General features: G+C 37.6%; 16 protein-coding genes. 8 read left to right on the forward strand and 8 right to left on the reverse strand.

Features of this window, described 5'->3' with window-relative positions; translation table 11 throughout:
• Positions 1–42 precede the first annotated feature (42 nt).
• Positions 43–870 (forward strand): hypothetical protein, encoded by an 828-nt coding sequence (locus ACYVHJ_RS02855; protein WP_460512391.1) that lies wholly within the window; start codon positions 43–45, stop codon positions 868–870.
• Between the two features lie 90 nt (positions 871–960).
• Here the strand turns inward: ACYVHJ_RS02855 and ACYVHJ_RS02860 are convergent, their stop codons facing one another.
• Positions 961–1,911, reverse strand: coding sequence for a succinylglutamate desuccinylase/aspartoacylase family protein (locus ACYVHJ_RS02860; RefSeq protein WP_339902819.1), 951 nt, complete (start codon positions 1,909–1,911; stop codon positions 961–963).
• A 157-nt stretch (positions 1,912–2,068) separates the two neighbouring features.
• Here ACYVHJ_RS02860 and murB point away from each other — a divergent pair, with 157 nt between their 5' ends.
• Positions 2,069–3,109, forward strand: a complete 1,041-nt coding sequence (murB, locus tag ACYVHJ_RS02865; protein ID WP_460512393.1) for a UDP-N-acetylmuramate dehydrogenase — start codon at positions 2,069–2,071, stop codon at positions 3,107–3,109.
• On the opposite strand, the gene ACYVHJ_RS02870 is transcribed toward murB, so the two are convergent.
• The gene (locus ACYVHJ_RS02870) at positions 3,106–3,588 is read right to left on the reverse strand and encodes a deoxycytidylate deaminase (protein ID WP_460513690.1); all 483 of its coding nucleotides are present in this window, start codon (positions 3,586–3,588) and stop codon (positions 3,106–3,108) included. The two genes, murB and ACYVHJ_RS02870, sit on opposite strands and share 4 nt — an antisense overlap.
• 521 nt (positions 3,589–4,109) lie before the next feature.
• Between ACYVHJ_RS02870 and ACYVHJ_RS02875 the strand changes: the two genes are divergently transcribed.
• From ACYVHJ_RS02875 to ACYVHJ_RS02885, 3 genes are all read left to right on the forward strand, one after another.
• Entirely contained in the window at positions 4,110–4,481 is a 372-nt protein-coding gene (locus ACYVHJ_RS02875; RefSeq protein ID WP_460512395.1) for a response regulator, read from the forward strand.
• A 186-nt stretch (positions 4,482–4,667) separates the two neighbouring features.
• Positions 4,668–4,826 (forward strand): hypothetical protein, encoded by a 159-nt coding sequence (locus ACYVHJ_RS02880; protein ID WP_460512397.1) that lies wholly within the window; start codon positions 4,668–4,670, stop codon positions 4,824–4,826.
• Positions 4,827–5,101: 275 nt separating this feature from the next.
• A complete protein-coding gene (locus ACYVHJ_RS02885) occupies positions 5,102–5,248 on the forward strand; it encodes a hypothetical protein (protein ID WP_339902823.1) in 147 nt (48 codons plus the stop codon).
• A gap of 95 nt (positions 5,249–5,343) precedes the next feature.
• Here the strand turns inward: ACYVHJ_RS02885 and ACYVHJ_RS02890 are convergent, their stop codons facing one another.
• The gene (locus ACYVHJ_RS02890; protein ID WP_460512400.1) at positions 5,344–6,942 is read right to left on the reverse strand and encodes a peptide MFS transporter; all 1,599 of its coding nucleotides are present in this window, start codon (positions 6,940–6,942) and stop codon (positions 5,344–5,346) included.
• A gap of 114 nt (positions 6,943–7,056) precedes the next feature.
• Between ACYVHJ_RS02890 and ACYVHJ_RS02895 the strand changes: the two genes are divergently transcribed.
• Positions 7,057–7,491 carry a peptidylprolyl isomerase gene (locus tag ACYVHJ_RS02895; RefSeq protein ID WP_339902825.1) on the forward strand — a complete coding sequence of 145 codons (435 nt, stop codon included), beginning with the start codon at positions 7,057–7,059 and terminating at the stop codon, positions 7,489–7,491.
• Between the two features lie 19 nt (positions 7,492–7,510).
• On the opposite strand, the gene ACYVHJ_RS02900 is transcribed toward ACYVHJ_RS02895, so the two are convergent.
• The 4 genes from ACYVHJ_RS02900 to ACYVHJ_RS02915 form a co-directional block, all read right to left on the reverse strand.
• Positions 7,511–8,794, reverse strand: a complete 1,284-nt coding sequence (locus ACYVHJ_RS02900) for a NupC/NupG family nucleoside CNT transporter (protein ID WP_339902826.1) — start codon at positions 8,792–8,794, stop codon at positions 7,511–7,513.
• A 171-nt stretch (positions 8,795–8,965) separates the two neighbouring features.
• A complete protein-coding gene (locus ACYVHJ_RS02905; RefSeq protein ID WP_339902827.1) occupies positions 8,966–9,580 on the reverse strand; it encodes a bifunctional nuclease family protein in 615 nt (204 codons plus the stop codon).
• A 6-nt stretch (positions 9,581–9,586) separates the two neighbouring features.
• On the reverse strand, positions 9,587–10,552 hold the full coding sequence (locus ACYVHJ_RS02910) for an electron transfer flavoprotein subunit alpha/FixB family protein (protein WP_460512403.1): 966 nt from the start codon (positions 10,550–10,552) through the stop codon (positions 9,587–9,589).
• An 11-nt stretch (positions 10,553–10,563) separates the two neighbouring features.
• Complete coding sequence (locus ACYVHJ_RS02915; protein WP_339903219.1) at positions 10,564–11,295, reverse strand: electron transfer flavoprotein subunit beta/FixA family protein; 732 nt, start codon at positions 11,293–11,295, stop codon at positions 10,564–10,566.
• 58 nt (positions 11,296–11,353) lie between these two features.
• Between ACYVHJ_RS02915 and ACYVHJ_RS02920 the strand changes: the two genes are divergently transcribed.
• On the forward strand, positions 11,354–11,680 hold the full coding sequence (locus ACYVHJ_RS02920) for a tetratricopeptide repeat protein (RefSeq protein ID WP_460512405.1): 327 nt from the start codon (positions 11,354–11,356) through the stop codon (positions 11,678–11,680).
• Here the strand turns inward: ACYVHJ_RS02920 and dnaB are convergent.
• Positions 11,677–13,263 (reverse strand): replicative DNA helicase, encoded by a 1,587-nt coding sequence (dnaB, locus tag ACYVHJ_RS02925; RefSeq protein ID WP_339903221.1) that lies wholly within the window; start codon positions 13,261–13,263, stop codon positions 11,677–11,679. The two genes, ACYVHJ_RS02920 and dnaB, sit on opposite strands and share 4 nt — an antisense overlap.
• A gap of 643 nt (positions 13,264–13,906) precedes the next feature.
• Here dnaB and ACYVHJ_RS02930 point away from each other — a divergent pair.
• Positions 13,907–14,710, forward strand: a complete 804-nt coding sequence (locus ACYVHJ_RS02930) for a 3'-5' exonuclease (RefSeq protein WP_339903222.1) — start codon at positions 13,907–13,909, stop codon at positions 14,708–14,710.
• The last annotated feature ends 104 nt before the right edge of the window (positions 14,711–14,814 follow it).

Consider the following 14,814-nt stretch of genomic DNA (forward strand, 5'->3'; position numbering starts at 1 on the left):
TTGGATGAAAGTTTATCGAACTTTGATTAATTTAACGGGACAATGAAAATAGCCCACGAAATGAAGCGATGTAGCCCACTGTTTTTTTTAATTTTTCTTCTTTCCTGCAACCTTGATACCAATAAGGATTTACAAATTGACCAATCTTTTGAAGGTGAAGAAGCCTATTGGGTTTCAAAAATATTAGATGAGCATATTTACTTACCTTTTTATGATTTCTCAGTTTTCTCCAATACTGAATTTATGGACAGTTTACCTGGCTGCCCCACAATTAGTATTGACAATGAACAGTATTCTGTAACCATTGATTACGACAATCCCAGCTGTGAAGACGGGGCTACAGACAGACAGGGGAAGCTGCAACTCGAATATAGCTCGGTCAACAACCATATCAATGCTAACATAAAAATCACTTATAATAAGTACCAAACGAACAGCAACTCCATAGAAGGCTACCGATTGTTTCAAGTGACAAAAAAGTTAACTTCCGAGTTGGTACTCCAAGAATCTTCTGACAGCCTACTCTTAAAAGATGAAAATGAATCCAGCACAAGGTTAGCCATAGACTTAGAGCACAAAGGAAAAATCCGGAACCATTTACTTACGGAGATAGAAACCAGCGGAACCTTGAAAGGTAGAAATTGGGGAGGTAACCAAATAGAAGCCGTCATATTGGAACCCAAGGTTATTAGTCAATCCTGCCTCTCTCAAATGAATTTTTATACGGTATCAGGTGAAGAAAACTGGACCATTCAAAGGAGTGAAAATTCACAAGTCACCCATCAATTGACATATTCCAACGCTGAAGGCTGTGAAACAACCACCACAATTAAACTGGATGAAGGTGTGACTATGGTCAAGCAACCCTAGCTTTTGCAGCTTTATTGGTTTAATTCTCCATAGGTTATTGAACTAAATATTAGAGCATTCTGAAAGCTTCAGCTTTTCAATTATACCTTCTTACACTTTAACTTGAGATTTGCCTATATGTACAAGGGCATCTCCGGCATTTACTACCGGCAGGTTGTTGATTCCTATAACAAAACCTGAAGCAGAAGCTTTAATAGGCACTTTTACCTGCCCATAAGGATCTGATATTTTGGCTAGCATCTGTCCTTTTCTCACCTCATCACCTAAGGATACAGAGGCATTAAAGATGCCTGAAACCTTTGCACGAACCCAACGACTCTCTTCAATTTTATGGGTTTTATTCAATGGATAATCACCATTAATCATTTCAAGATATTTTAACAACCTACCTGTTCCCGCAATCCCTTCCTGAATAACCTGATCATCTAACCTCATCGATTCTCCTCCTTCAAATACCAGTAAATGCTTGTTGTTTTTAAAGGCTTCCTTTCGAAAAGACTTATCTATATGCATAGAATTAACTGTGAAATTGGCACCAAAAGCTTCAGCAAGTTCCAATCCTTTTTGATCCCTAAAATCCACTCTGATTTGAGGGTAATTGGATAACATTCTCCCTCCGGTATGAAAATCTATTCCATAATCTATTTGGGGAATTATTTCTTTGGTGAGAATTTGGGCGATTTGGGAAGCCAAAGAACCTTTATTGTTTCCGGGAAAACTTCTATTCAAATCTCTCCCATCAGGGAAAGTTCGAGAATTACTTAAAAAACCATAGACATTCACCAAAGGGATAAATATTAAAGTTCCTTTTGTAGGCTGAAAAATATTTTCCTCCAACATTCTTTTTACGGTGACAATCCCATTGATTTCATCTCCATGCACTCCTCCACATATAAGTACAGTTGGACCCGGTGTGCTTGAACTTCTTATAAATACCGGTAAATCAATCAGGGTATGGGTAGGTAATCTTGCAATTGCAATTTCAATATTTAAAGATTGACCGGGCCTAACCCTGATGCCGTTGATAACCATTTCTTTCATAATAAAAATTTATTTCACTCAATAGCTGATTCCCAATAAATAATCCCCTAAAAATCTTTCTCAACCTTTAGCTTAGCATTAAATTATATAGTGCATATTCCTAATAATTTTTCCAATTTGAGCAAATTATCTTTTAATTCGTGATTTAATTAGGACAATGAAGATACAGGAAAATATTTCATTAAAGGCTTTTAATACGTTTGGAATAGATGTTAAGGCTAAATTCTTTGCTGAGGTGGAAAGCAAAAATGACATTATTGAAGCCTTGACCTTTGCCAAAACCGCCAAAAAACCCATACTTATTTTGGGAGGAGGTAGCAATGTACTGTTTACCTCTGATTTGGATGCCTTGGTATTGAAGGTTAATATTAGAGGGATAGAGCCAATTAGCCAAGACAAAGATAAGGTCATATTGGCAGCAGGAGCTGGTGAAATGTGGCATGATTTTGTTCTATATAGTATTGAGAATAATTTATCGGGCATAGAGAACCTGTCTTTAATCCCTGGCACTGTAGGCGCAGCTCCTATGCAAAATATTGGTGCCTATGGCGTGGAGATTAAAGCTGTATTCCATAGTTTAGAGGCCATAAAAATTTGCTCCGGACGTACTCAAATATTTTTACCGGCAGATGTCAATTTCGGGTACAGGGAAAGTGTTTTTAAAAAAAGCCTTAAGGGAAAATATATTATTTATAAAGTTAATTTTAACCTTTCTACCTCACATGTTCCCAATATAAGTTATGGGGATATTCAAAAGGTTTTGAAAGAAATGAACCAAGCCAAACCTACAGCAAAAAACATTAGTGATGCAGTAATCAATATTCGTCAATCCAAACTTCCGGATCCAAAAACAGTAGGAAATGCTGGAAGCTTTTTTAAGAACCCAGTGGTGCCGGTCGAAGTATATAAAAAATTAAAACAAGCATACCCAACTTTACCCGGTTACCCCAGTGACGCTTCTCAAATAAAAATTCCCGCTGCATACCTGATCGAAAATGTAGGATGGAAAGGGAAAAAGCTAGGAAAGGTGGGTGTTCACGACAAACAACCATTGGTTTTGGTGAATTATGGAGGGGGTAAGGGAAATGATATTCTTGAATTAAGTAGGAAAATCCAGTTGGATGTTCAAACCAAATTTAACATTTCCTTAGAAAGGGAAGTTAACCTGATCAACGACAAAAGCTTGATCTATCCCTAAATCAATATATCTTGATTTTTGATCACTTTACCATATTTAGATACAGTAACTCCAAATTTTTTCAAAAACTCAAGCCCTTCATCTACCCCAATCCCTTTATACTCTGCATAGGAATTTAAAAAAATAACTTTGGAAATACCCATGGAATAAATAATCCTTGCACAAGGCAGACAGGGAGCTAAAGTTACAAATAATGTAGAACCTTCTACCGAGGCTTTGTTTTTTACTGCATACAGTATAGCGTTTTGCTCAGCATGTAATGCCAAAGAACAGCTCCCTTTACTGTCTCTCCTGCACCCTTCCTCCGGAAATTCTTCATCACAATTGTGTGTACCGGGAGGGGGGCCATTATAACCAATGGAGATAATCCTAGTATCCTTTGTTAAAACAGCACCTACATGTTTTTTAATACAATGGGACCGTTGCGCCAAACTTACCGCTAATTCCATAAAAATATCATCAAAATCAGGTTTGTTTATTTCTTTCATCAATAAATGCATTTACCAAAATTGCTCCTATAGCCTTCACAAGGCCTTCGTACGCCAAATATACGTGAAATTCAATCTTATCCAGCCTAAAATTAAAACATCAACTTTATTGCATCCTTTAAAAATAGAAATAAATGAACCCAAAAACTCTCTAGAAAACCAGGGTTTAAAGGGTTAGCTAACCCTAAAAGATTAATTATTCAACCTATAAAGCTGTTTATTTGACTTTTATAATTTTTTTTCATAACCTCCTATTTTAGAGGAACCTCGAAATCACAACTAACCCAAAATCTCAAATAATACCCTTTCATAATTAGAAAAAACCACTCATCATCAAATTAATTATTATAAAAAAACCATCCTTAAAAGCCATAAATGGACATATTTCAATTTTTTAAAAAAAAATTACTAATTGTTAGGTAAATAAATGACGGAAAAATTTAATAATGAGATTATTTTTACTATTTTTATAATACTTTAAATGCTTTTTAAAACATGTTTTTTGTAAGTAAATGATCAAAATAGTATTAATAGATGATGATCCTATTAGCATTTTCGTCACTGAGAAGCTGATTTCAAGAAATGTCTTTGAGCCTTTCAAAGTATTTTCTTTTAGTAGTGCCGCTGCTGCGCTAAAGGATATTTATGCGATACGACCTGATTACTTATTCCTTGACATAAACATGCCTGAAATGAATGGGTGGGATTTTTTAGAAAAATTTCAGCCAACAAAAAAAAATCCTGAAATATACATTCTAAGTAGCTCGATTGACGAAACCGACATCACTAGAGCCGGAAAATATGAGAAGGTAAATAACTACCTAACTAAACCCTTAATCAAACAATATATCAAGTTGATTTTTAGCCGAAAAGGCAATAATTAAAGCCGTTAAACATCTTCCAATCTTTATAAACACATTTTAAGTTTTCGCTTAATTTTTTTTGACCTTGCCATTGAAAATATGAAAATAATCATTTGATAACGTTAAGTTTATCTCCAAAGACAGTATTGATTCCTATTTATTGCTAACTAGCAAAAGTTTACAGGAAAAAACTTTAATAGATAGCAGATGATTGAGGATTTTGAAGATTCCCTAGATGAGTTCGAGCAAGGATACCAGGATTTTGAAGATAACCCGTTTCTAGATGATGATGAAGAGGATTTTGAAATTAATCTATATGATGTTGACCTTGATGATGTATTCGATGAGGATGATGATTTTGAATAAATAAAACCAATGTTTTCCTTATTTATTTAAATTCGTTCAATACGAGTAATTTTAAATGGTTTGAAGGAAATCAATAATTGGCTCATTAAACTTACAATTAGGGAGGATTATGCCTAACTAAGAAAAAATGGCCAATCCTTTATTAGGCCTTTTGATAAAACACCTTGACACAGGGTCTATTGGTGACTTAACTGATGCTTTTTAATAATATGCTTTGTTATCCTCCTTTAGAGTGCTAAATTGCAGGCAAATTTGACATTTAAAACCACATTATCATGTTATTAGATATATTTAGCGCCCCTATAGCATTAGGAGCACAGACTTTCTGGTTAATTGTTTCCATTTTAGTTGGTTTAGGAGCAGGGATTTCTGCCGTTGACTTTAGAAGCACGGTGTTTAAAAAAGAGAACAAAGAAGACTAAAAAAAAGCCGGTTAGCACTAACCGGCTTTTTTTATCACTTTTTTCTACTATCAGGACAAATTCATCTTGATATTTTTTTCTTTTTCAAAAAGTGCTCAATGCACATTTCCCATTAATTTTCGGATAGGCTTAGCAATAAGCATTAGTACCAATCCAGCCCCCACAACAGTATAGACTATTAAGAGGTATTGGTCAGGCATTCTGGATAAAGCTTCAGCCGTACCTCCACTTGCTCCACCGGCAATTCTTCCAGCAATCAAGCTACCCATGGCAATGGATAAAAACCACATTCCCATCATTTGCCCAACAAACTTCTTGGGGGCTAATTTAGTCGTCAAACTTAACCCCACAGGACTAAGACTCAATTCACCGAAAGTATGGAATAGATAGGTTACCACCAACCAAGTCGGTGCTGCTAAATCACCTGATGCAGCAATTTTTGCTGCGAAATACATTACCAAGAAACCTATCCCTAATAATACTAGGCCAAAGGCAAACTTAAGAGGAGAGCTGGGCTCTAAGTTCTTTTTGGCCAGCATTACCCACATGGCACCAAAGAAAGGTGCAAACAAGATAATAAAGATACTATTGATGGATTGAAAATATCCGGCAGGAATTTCCCATCCAAGTACCACCCTATCGGTAAACCTTTCAGCAAACAAATTCAAAGAAGAGCCTGCCTGCTCGAAACCCGACCAAAAGATGGCTGAGAAAACAAATAATATCATCACCACGCCTACTTTCTTCTTTTCATCACTATTTAAACCACCCAAAAACAGCACGTATAAAAAGAAAAGCAAGGCAACAATGGCAATGACTGTATTGGAAATGGCAGCTATCGCGGTTGGATCAATAACAATTATTTCCAGAAAGAAACAAGCAATAATAATCGCAAGTACCAATAGGGAAAGCCATACGATGCTTGTTAATTTTCTTCTTTTCCGGCTTTCATTTTCATTTTCAGGAAGAACAAAATCCCCAACACCCTTGAGGTGCTTACTGGTCAATTTATACTGAATCAAGCCCATTAGCATCCCGAAACCAGCCAAGCCAAAGCCCAAATGCCAATCGTATATGGCCAAGGTACTACAGGCAATTGGTGCCAAAAATGCCCCCAAGTTAATCCCCATATAAAAAATGGAAAAACCGGCATCTCTCTTGGAGCTATTTTCCGGGTATAGTTGTCCCACTATGGAGCTAATATTGGGCTTAAGTAAGCCTGTACCTAAAACTATCAGAATTAAGCCCAGGAAAAAAGAATACACATCTAAACCTGTCAATTGGTCTTTAGGCAGATCTGGAGCACTTGAGAGAACTGCAAATAAGCCCGGTAATGCCATAGTGAAGTGTCCTATTGTAATGATTATCCCCCCATACCATACTGATTTTTTAAGCCCTACAAGCCGATCTGCAACCCAACCACCAGGAAGTGCCAAGAGGTATACAAACATGGAATAAAGGCCATAAATTGCTCCGGATGTTTGGTCATCAAAACCCAGACCACCGGTGGCAATTGGGGCCGTCATAAATAATATAAGTAAAGCCCGCATACCGTAGTAGCTGAACCTCTCCCACATTTCAGTAAAGAAAAGGGTCATCAACCCTTTAGGGTGTCCAAACAGCTTTGCTCCTTCAATTTCTAAATTTTCGTTTGGGGCATTGTGTTTGCCTAAAAACTGATCTTCTTTTTTCAAAAGCGAATGATTTAAAACTTATTAAAATTTAATTCCTTAATGCCTAAAGGGGCAAAATATTGCATGATACTACCATAAATTCTGTATTATTGCAAAAAAACAAACGATAGCTTCATGACAACAGGAGAAATTCATACCGACAAAGGGATAATGAAAGTTGAGTTTTACGATCAAGACGCCCCTAAAGCAGTTGCGAATTTTATTGATTTAGCCAACAAAGGGTTTTATGATGGCCTTAACTTTCACCGAGTAATTCCAAATTTTATGATCCAAGGTGGTTGCCCAAAAGGTAACGGTACGGGAGGCCCGGGTTACACCATTGATTGTGAGCTAGACGGTGAATTACAGTATCATGACAAAGGTGTTCTTTCAATGGCTCATGCAGGAAGAAACACCGGAGGATCCCAGTTTTTCATTTGTCACAACAGGGAAAACACCCAGCATCTCGATAGAAACCACACTTGTTTCGGGAAGGTTGTGGAAGGCCTGGACATTGTGGACCAGATCAAGCAAGGGGACAAAATTGTTAAAGTTGTAATCAACGATTAATTCAATTACTCCTTAAAATTTAAAAGAGTGCCCCGGCAATAGTGGCTGTCATCAGACAGGCAATGGTAGCAGCCAGTAGTGCATGCATGCCTAACTTTGACAGGTTCCCCTGTTGCTCGGGCGCTATACTTCCTATTCCTCCAACTTGAATAGCAATGGAGCTAAAGTTAGAAAAGCCACAAAGGGCATAGGTTGCAATAACAATTGATTTTGGTGAAAGACTTCCTGCTTCTTTCATTTCTGCCAAGCCCAGGTAAGCTACAAATTCATTGATTACCGTCTTTTGTCCCAATAGTGAACCAACCTCAAGGGTATCCTTCCATTCCACCCCTATTACCCAAGCAAAAACCCGAAACACTTGTCCCAATAAATATTCCAGTGAAAAACCGGAGAATGTCCCATTGGTGGAACTTATCACAAAGTTGTTTAGTCCTAATAACTCTCCAATAATTCCGGATAATAAATAATTTAACGCTGCAATAACAGCAATAAAAGCCAATAGCATGGCGCCTACATTAAGTGCTAATCGCAATCCTTCGGAAGCTCCACGAGACATGGCATCAATAAGGTTGACATCAGGTACCTGCCCACTGATATCCAAATGCTCATCCAATTTTCTTTCTTTTTCTTCGGGTATAATGATTTTAGAGATAACAATTGCCGCAGGCGCATTCATAATGCTGGCCCCCAAAAGATAGGTGGCAAAGCGTGTTTTCTCTACCGGGTCATCCCCACCCAAAAAGGCCACATATCCTGCCAACACTCCTCCAGCAATGGTAGCCATACCTCCTGTCATCAAGCACATAAGTTCTGATCTTGACATCATAGGTATAAAAGGCTTTACAAGCAATGGTGCCTCTGTTTGTCCCAGAAATATATTCCCTGCAGCCGAAAGGCTTTCCGGACCAGAAAGCCGCATGGTTCGGGCCATTACCCATGCGATAACAAAAACAACTTTTTGCAAAACGCCCAAATAATACAATCCCGCTGATACCGTAGAAAAAAAGATAATGGTAGGCAAAACCTGAAAAGCAAAAATAAATCCAAAAGAACTTGTAGCCAGGTCACCAAATATAAATTGGGCACCTTGTTCCGAAAAACTAAGAAACTTAACAAATCCGGCACTTACTTTTGTGAAGATTGCTGCCACAAAGGCAACTTTGGTAATAAGAACACCAAAAATAGCCTGTAATAAAATCCCTATCCCTACCAATCGCCAATCGATATTTTTCCTGTTTGTTGAAAAAATACTAGCGAATATAACCAGAACCAAGATCCCTAAAACCCCTCTTATATAGTCCATTAAAACATATTTTTATTAAATATTAGGTTTTCCGGAACGCCTCAACAGAATCTTCCCATAGAAGCGCAATGGTTTTCTGGTTTATCATTTATTATTTATTTTCATCCTTTTAGCCAAGGCTTTTATAGAAAAAAGCTACCATAAGGCAGCCGATTGTCAGCATTTAGCATATTAATTTCTTCGATTGATCTCATCCCTTAACCGTGCAGCTTTTTCATAATCTTCATTACCTATGGCTTTTTCAAGCAACTGATTGAGTTTATCCAAACTAAAGTCCTTAAGCGACGCTTCCTGAGATTTTCCTTTTCCTGAAGATTTACCCTTTCTTGTTTTAGTAATTCCGGAAGCTTCTTGCTCACGTTTTTCATCTTCCTCGGTAAACTCAATGGCAGCTTCAGACATTACAGCATTTGTACAATAAATTGGAGCATCAAACCTGACAGCAATGGCAATTGCATCGGAAGGTCTGGCATCAATTTCTACTTTTTTATAGGAGCTTTGACACATAATTTTGGCGTAAAAGACTCCTTCCCGCATATCTGATATCAAGATATGATCAATTGTAAACTGAAAATTGGAGGAGAAAGCCTTGAACAAATCATGGGTCATGGGCCTGTTAGGAATGATCTTCTCTATTTCGATAGCAATGGCTTGGGCTTCAAACATACCTATCACAATGGGTAACTTTCGTTTCCCTTCAGATTCTCCCAATACTAAAGTAAAGGAACCTGATTGTGTGCTATTGGAGGATAACCCCAAAATTTCTAACTCAACTGTATTGTCCACGTTTAATTATTTTAATGCTTTAATTGCTTGTGTCAATTTAGGGACCACATCAAAAGCATCACCTACGATCCCGTAATCTGCGGCCTTAAAGAAAGGAGCATCCGGGTCATTGTTAATGACTACAATATACTTCGAAGCATTTACTCCTGCAAGATGTTGGATCGCTCCCGATATAGCAACGGCAACATATAAGGTTGGGGCAACCTTTACTCCAGTTTGGCCCACGTGTTCATGATGCGGACGCCATCCTAAATCGGAAACCGGCTTTGAACATCCCTTTGCTGCATTCAAGCTATCGGCTAGTTCTTCAATCATATTCCAGTTTTCAGGCCCCTTCAGTCCTCTTCCTCCGGAAACGACCACGTCTGCTTCCGGTAACAAAATTTCTCCTTCAGCTTTTTCTGCTCCCGTTATTTTTGCAACAAAATTCTCTTCTGAAATCGTTAAATCCAAAGATTCAACCTTCGCTTCACCACCATCAGTTTTAATGGGATGAATATTCTTTTTTACAGCAAGAATTTTCTTTTCTGTGTCTATTGAAGTGTCTGCAAAAGCTTTACCTGTAAAAATACTTCTTCTTACTACAAAGCCATTGGACAGATCAGGCAATCCTACCACGTTGGAGACAAGGCCAGCTTCCAGCTTTACTGCTAATCTGGCTGCTACAGCATCCCCTAGCGAAGACTTAGCCAAAACAAGTGTGGCCGCTCCAACTTTCTCAAAAACATTAGCGATGGCATCAGCATGAGCCAAAATAACCCCTTGATCCAATCGCTCATCTCCAATATGATAAATGGCATTGGCACCTGCTGCTCCTACCTTACTCCATTCTCCATCTGCTATAGATCCAAGGCCTAAAACATTGACCTCGCCACCTTGCAATTCTGAGAGCCCTGCTGCATAAGACACTGCCTCCAAAGAAGACCCTTTAATTTTACCCTGATCTTGTTCTATATATACTAATATCGACATGCTCGTTTTATTTAAAGAATTTTGGCGTCATTTTTTAATAAATCAACCAGTTGATCTACACTATCAACCAGTTTAACCGCTCCTTTTGCAGGAGGCATTTCATAGGAATTGACTGCTGTTCTTTGAGCCTCTTCCACAGGTTCAATCACCGAGAGTGGTTTTGTCCTTGCAGACATTATTCCACGCATATTTGGAATTTTCCACTCTGCAATAGGTTCTTGACAACCGGCGATAAATGGCAAATCTACTTCAATAAACTCTTTTCCTCCTTCGATTTCTCTTGACAGTTTTCCTTTGCCACCCTCGATCTCCAATTTCATAACCGGAGACATAGAAGGCATGCCCAACAACTCTCCTACCATACCATGAACCATGCCTCCATTAAAATCAATAGACTCCCTACCCATAAGAATTAAATCAAAGGCCTTGTCTTTTGCATAATTGGCAATTTGTTTGGCCACAAAAAAGGCATCTGTAGGAGCAGCATTTATTCTTACTGCCTCATCCGCTCCTATGGCCAATGCTTTACGAAGTGTAGGTTCAGTTTCTGCCTCCCCTACATTGAGCACGGTGATGCTCCCATTGGTCTCTGCTTTTAATTCTACAGCCCTGGCCAAAGCATAGTCATCGTAAGGACCTATAATAAATTGAACCCCTTTTTTATCTAACTGGGTATTATTTTCAGTAAATTGAATCTTTGAAGTGGTATCAGGTACATGTGTGATACAAACCAATATTTTCATGTATTTTTATTTAAATTTGTCATTAAAATAAACAACTAAGCAAATTAATTCCATGAGCATGAAACATCTAGACAGGATAAAAGAACTCCTGAATTATATTGAAGAAGAACCCGAAAATCCTTTCAACCTTTATGCTTTGGCTTTGGAATACCAATATCAAGACAAAGAAAAGGCTTCTTTTTATTTTAACAAACTATTAATAGAACATAAAGACTATCTGGCTACTTATTATCATGCTGCCATGTTTTATGCCAACGAGGAAGAATTGGAAAAAGCTGATAAAATTTTTTCTGATGGCATCGAATTAGCCAAAGCTCAAAACAACTTACATGCTAAAAAAGAATTGGAAAATGCCTACTTGAATTTTCAGTTTGAAAATGACTAAAATGGTGCGGGCTCGTTTCCTCCCGGAAAAGGATTTTCACCTCCCGAATCACCGTTGGCTTTACTGCCCATACGAACCATTCCTTCATCATCAAAATCTTTACCACCAGCTCCACTTGGGAAACGACTCCCATATAGGGCTTCTTGGGGCTGTTGCTGATAAGGAACATTCATTTCCAAATCGGTAAACTTGGTGTATTTACCAATGAACCTCAATTTAACATTTTCCAAAGAACCATTTCTATGCTTGGCAATGATAACTTCACCTACACCAGCAGTGTTATTGCCATCCTCATCTTCTGTTATTCCATAATACTCAGGTCGATACAGAAACATTACAATATCCGCATCTTGTTCAATCGCACCAGATTCCCTTAAATCTGAAAGCTGGGGTCTTTTGTCTCCTCCCCTGGTTTCCACTGCCCTAGACAACTGGGAAAGTGCAATTACCGGTACACTCAATTCCTTTGCGATTTTTTTCAAAGCCCTAGAAATACTTGAAATTTCTTGCTCACGATTTCCCCCATTTCCACCTTTGCTGTCTCCAGACATTAGTTGAAGATAATCAATCACGATTAATTGTACGTCATTTTGCGCTTTTAATCTTCGGCATTTCGCCCTTAATTCAAGAATCGACAAAGCCGGGGTATCATCCACAAACAATGGAGCGGAGGTTAACTTTCCTGTTTTATGTATCAATTGCTGCCATTCATAATCGGCGAGGTTTCCCTTTTTAATTTTTTCAGAATCCAACTCAGCCTCAGAACTGATCAAACGATTGACCAGCTGAATGGAAGACATCTCAAGGGAGAATATAGCTACCGGCCTGTCATGATCCACTGCGGCGTTTCGCAGTACGGAAAGCACAAAAGCAGTTTTACCCATGGCAGGTCTTGCTGCAATGATCACCAAATCGGATTTTTGCCACCCTGAGGTGACCCTATCCAAAGCCGTAAAGCCAGAAGGCACTCCTGTTAGCCCATCCTTTTGCCCTTTTTTTCCTTCAAGTTCAGTTATGGCTTCTCGCATAATTGAACGCATGTCCACATAATTCTTTTTGATATTGTTTTCGGAAATCTCAAATAGAGACTGCTCCATCTTGTCGAGTAATTCAAATACATCTGTGGTATCCTCAAAAGCCTCTTTCTGAATTTCAGAAGAAATCTTTATCATATCACGTTTCATTGCCTGTTCGGTAATAATACGTGCGTGGTATTCAATATTTGAAGCAGAGGATACTTTTGAGGTTAGTTCCGTGATAAAGATAACTCCACCAGCCAACTCCAAGCTCCCATTTTTTCTAAGTTGATTGACTACAGTCAACAGATCTATGGGCTCTCCAGCATTGAACAAATCAAGGATTGCTTCATAGATTAAGCCATGAGCATCTTTATAAAAGCTGCCCGGAGAAAGTATATCCACAACGGCAGTCAAGGCATCTTTTTCCAACATCAGCGCTCCTAATACAGCTTCTTCCATATCAATGGCCTGAGGTGGTAATTTCCCTAAGGCAGGTAAGGATTCATTGGGTCGCCTCCTTGTATTTCCTTTACGTTCTTTTCTATCGCTGTTGTTGTCTGACATAATAACAAAAGTACCCTATTAAAATCAAAGATTTTAAACAATTTATACACTATCTTATCCACATTTACCTAACGACAACTTAAACAATCAATTATGAGGGGATGATAAATTATTCAAAAAATGAAAACCCTCCTTAATTGACCTTGAAATCATTATCCATGGCCTTTCGGAAATTGAAAACATCAATTAAATCTTTACTAAAAAAGTTCCTGCTTAACAGCAACTATCGGATGATCAAACAATAAATATCTTGTCCTAAATGATAAAAAAGTAGCTGCTACAACTCCGACTACAATCATTCTAATGCCTCTTTTTGTCAATTTGACCCCAACACCGAGTCATTTTTTTTATTGGCTTGACAAAGAAAAAAACAATTTTTTTAATCATTAAGATTAGCTAAGTACAATGTATTGAAATGTATTTTAACAAAAACCTTCAATTTTATAATTCCAGTCACCTATCTAGTTAGGAGATTTCACTTAGGCAAAATCCGAATTTAGCAAAGGAAAATCACTATATTTGCGTTAAAATTATCCGGGAAAGTTTCACCTATTAAATTACAAATCATCCAATGTTTCATCAGTGGCTTTCCTTAACATTTTTAAAAATTATTAATTTTTCATTTTACTAAATAAAAAAACAAATGGATTTGAATATCAAAACGCCCATTGCATTTTTTGATCTTGAGGCTACAGGCATTAATATTTCCACAGATAGAATTGTTGAAATATCAATATTAAAAATATTCCCTGATTCAAGCCAAGAACTAAAAACCCTAAAAATTAATCCCACAGTTCCTATTCCTTTAGAAACCTCATTAATCCATGGGATATATGACAAGGATGTGGCAGATGCACCAACTTTCAAAGATGTGGCCAAAGAATTGTTTCGTTTCTTTGAAGGTGCTGACTTAGCAGGTTTCAATGTTCTTAAATACGATATCCCTCTATTGGTTGAAGAATTTTTAAGGGTAGGAATAGATTTTGACATTGAAAAAAGAAATCTTTTGGACGCCCAAAAGATATTTTTTATGATGGAAAAAAGAAATTTGTCTTCTGCCTACAAATTTTACTGTGGCAAAACCTTGGAAAATGCCCACAGTGCTGAAGCCGATACCATTGCTACCTATGAAGTTTTTAAATCTCAAATTGAAAGGTATCAGGGTCAAGAGCTTGAAGATCTTCAAGGCAATAAAATAGGAATTATTGAAAATGACATGAAGAAAATTCACAACATGATCAATGAGAAAATGGTGGACCTTGCCGGTAGGTTTGTTTTTAATGACAAAGGAGAAGAGTGTTTTAATTTTGGTAAGCAAAAAGGCAAACCCATCGCCCAGGTTCTTAAGGAAGAACCGGGATACTATGATTGGATGATGAAGGGAGACTTCCCGCTTGACACCAAGAGAAAACTAACACAAGTAAAACTGAGAGGTTTTAATTTGTAATAAATAATACAGTGAAAACTTAAAAATGAATGTATCATTCCTCCTTATGCTTGAATTGGGGGAATGATATTTCAAACCAGCTTACCTTAATTAGCCCTTTACAA

Source organism: Cyclobacterium sediminis (assembly GCF_054781075.1).

What these genes read in the sequence shown, in the direction of transcription:
- ACYVHJ_RS02900 (WP_339902826.1), bottom strand. Translation starts at nt 8,794, where the DNA reads ATGGACTATATAAGAGGGGTTTTAGGGATCTTGGTTCTGGTTATATTC.
- ACYVHJ_RS02875 (WP_460512395.1), top strand. Translation starts at nt 4,110, where the DNA reads ATGATCAAAATAGTATTAATAGATGATGATCCTATTAGCATTTTCGTC.
- ACYVHJ_RS02910 (WP_460512403.1), bottom strand. Translation starts at nt 10,552, where the DNA reads ATGTCGATATTAGTATATATAGAACAAGATCAGGGTAAAATTAAAGGG.
- ACYVHJ_RS02855 (WP_460512391.1), top strand. Translation starts at nt 43, where the DNA reads ATGAAAATAGCCCACGAAATGAAGCGATGTAGCCCACTGTTTTTTTTA.
- ACYVHJ_RS02880 (WP_460512397.1), top strand. Translation starts at nt 4,668, where the DNA reads ATGATTGAGGATTTTGAAGATTCCCTAGATGAGTTCGAGCAAGGATAC.
- ACYVHJ_RS02930 (WP_339903222.1), top strand. Translation starts at nt 13,907, where the DNA reads ATGGATTTGAATATCAAAACGCCCATTGCATTTTTTGATCTTGAGGCT.
- ACYVHJ_RS02920 (WP_460512405.1), top strand. Translation starts at nt 11,354, where the DNA reads ATGAAACATCTAGACAGGATAAAAGAACTCCTGAATTATATTGAAGAA.
- murB (WP_460512393.1), top strand. Translation starts at nt 2,069, where the DNA reads ATGAAGATACAGGAAAATATTTCATTAAAGGCTTTTAATACGTTTGGA.
- dnaB (WP_339903221.1), bottom strand. Translation starts at nt 13,263, where the DNA reads ATGTCAGACAACAACAGCGATAGAAAAGAACGTAAAGGAAATACAAGG.
- ACYVHJ_RS02895 (WP_339902825.1), top strand. Translation starts at nt 7,057, where the DNA reads ATGACAACAGGAGAAATTCATACCGACAAAGGGATAATGAAAGTTGAG.
- ACYVHJ_RS02915 (WP_339903219.1), bottom strand. Translation starts at nt 11,295, where the DNA reads ATGAAAATATTGGTTTGTATCACACATGTACCTGATACCACTTCAAAG.
- ACYVHJ_RS02860 (WP_339902819.1), bottom strand. Translation starts at nt 1,911, where the DNA reads ATGAAAGAAATGGTTATCAACGGCATCAGGGTTAGGCCCGGTCAATCT.
- ACYVHJ_RS02885 (WP_339902823.1), top strand. Translation starts at nt 5,102, where the DNA reads ATGTTATTAGATATATTTAGCGCCCCTATAGCATTAGGAGCACAGACT.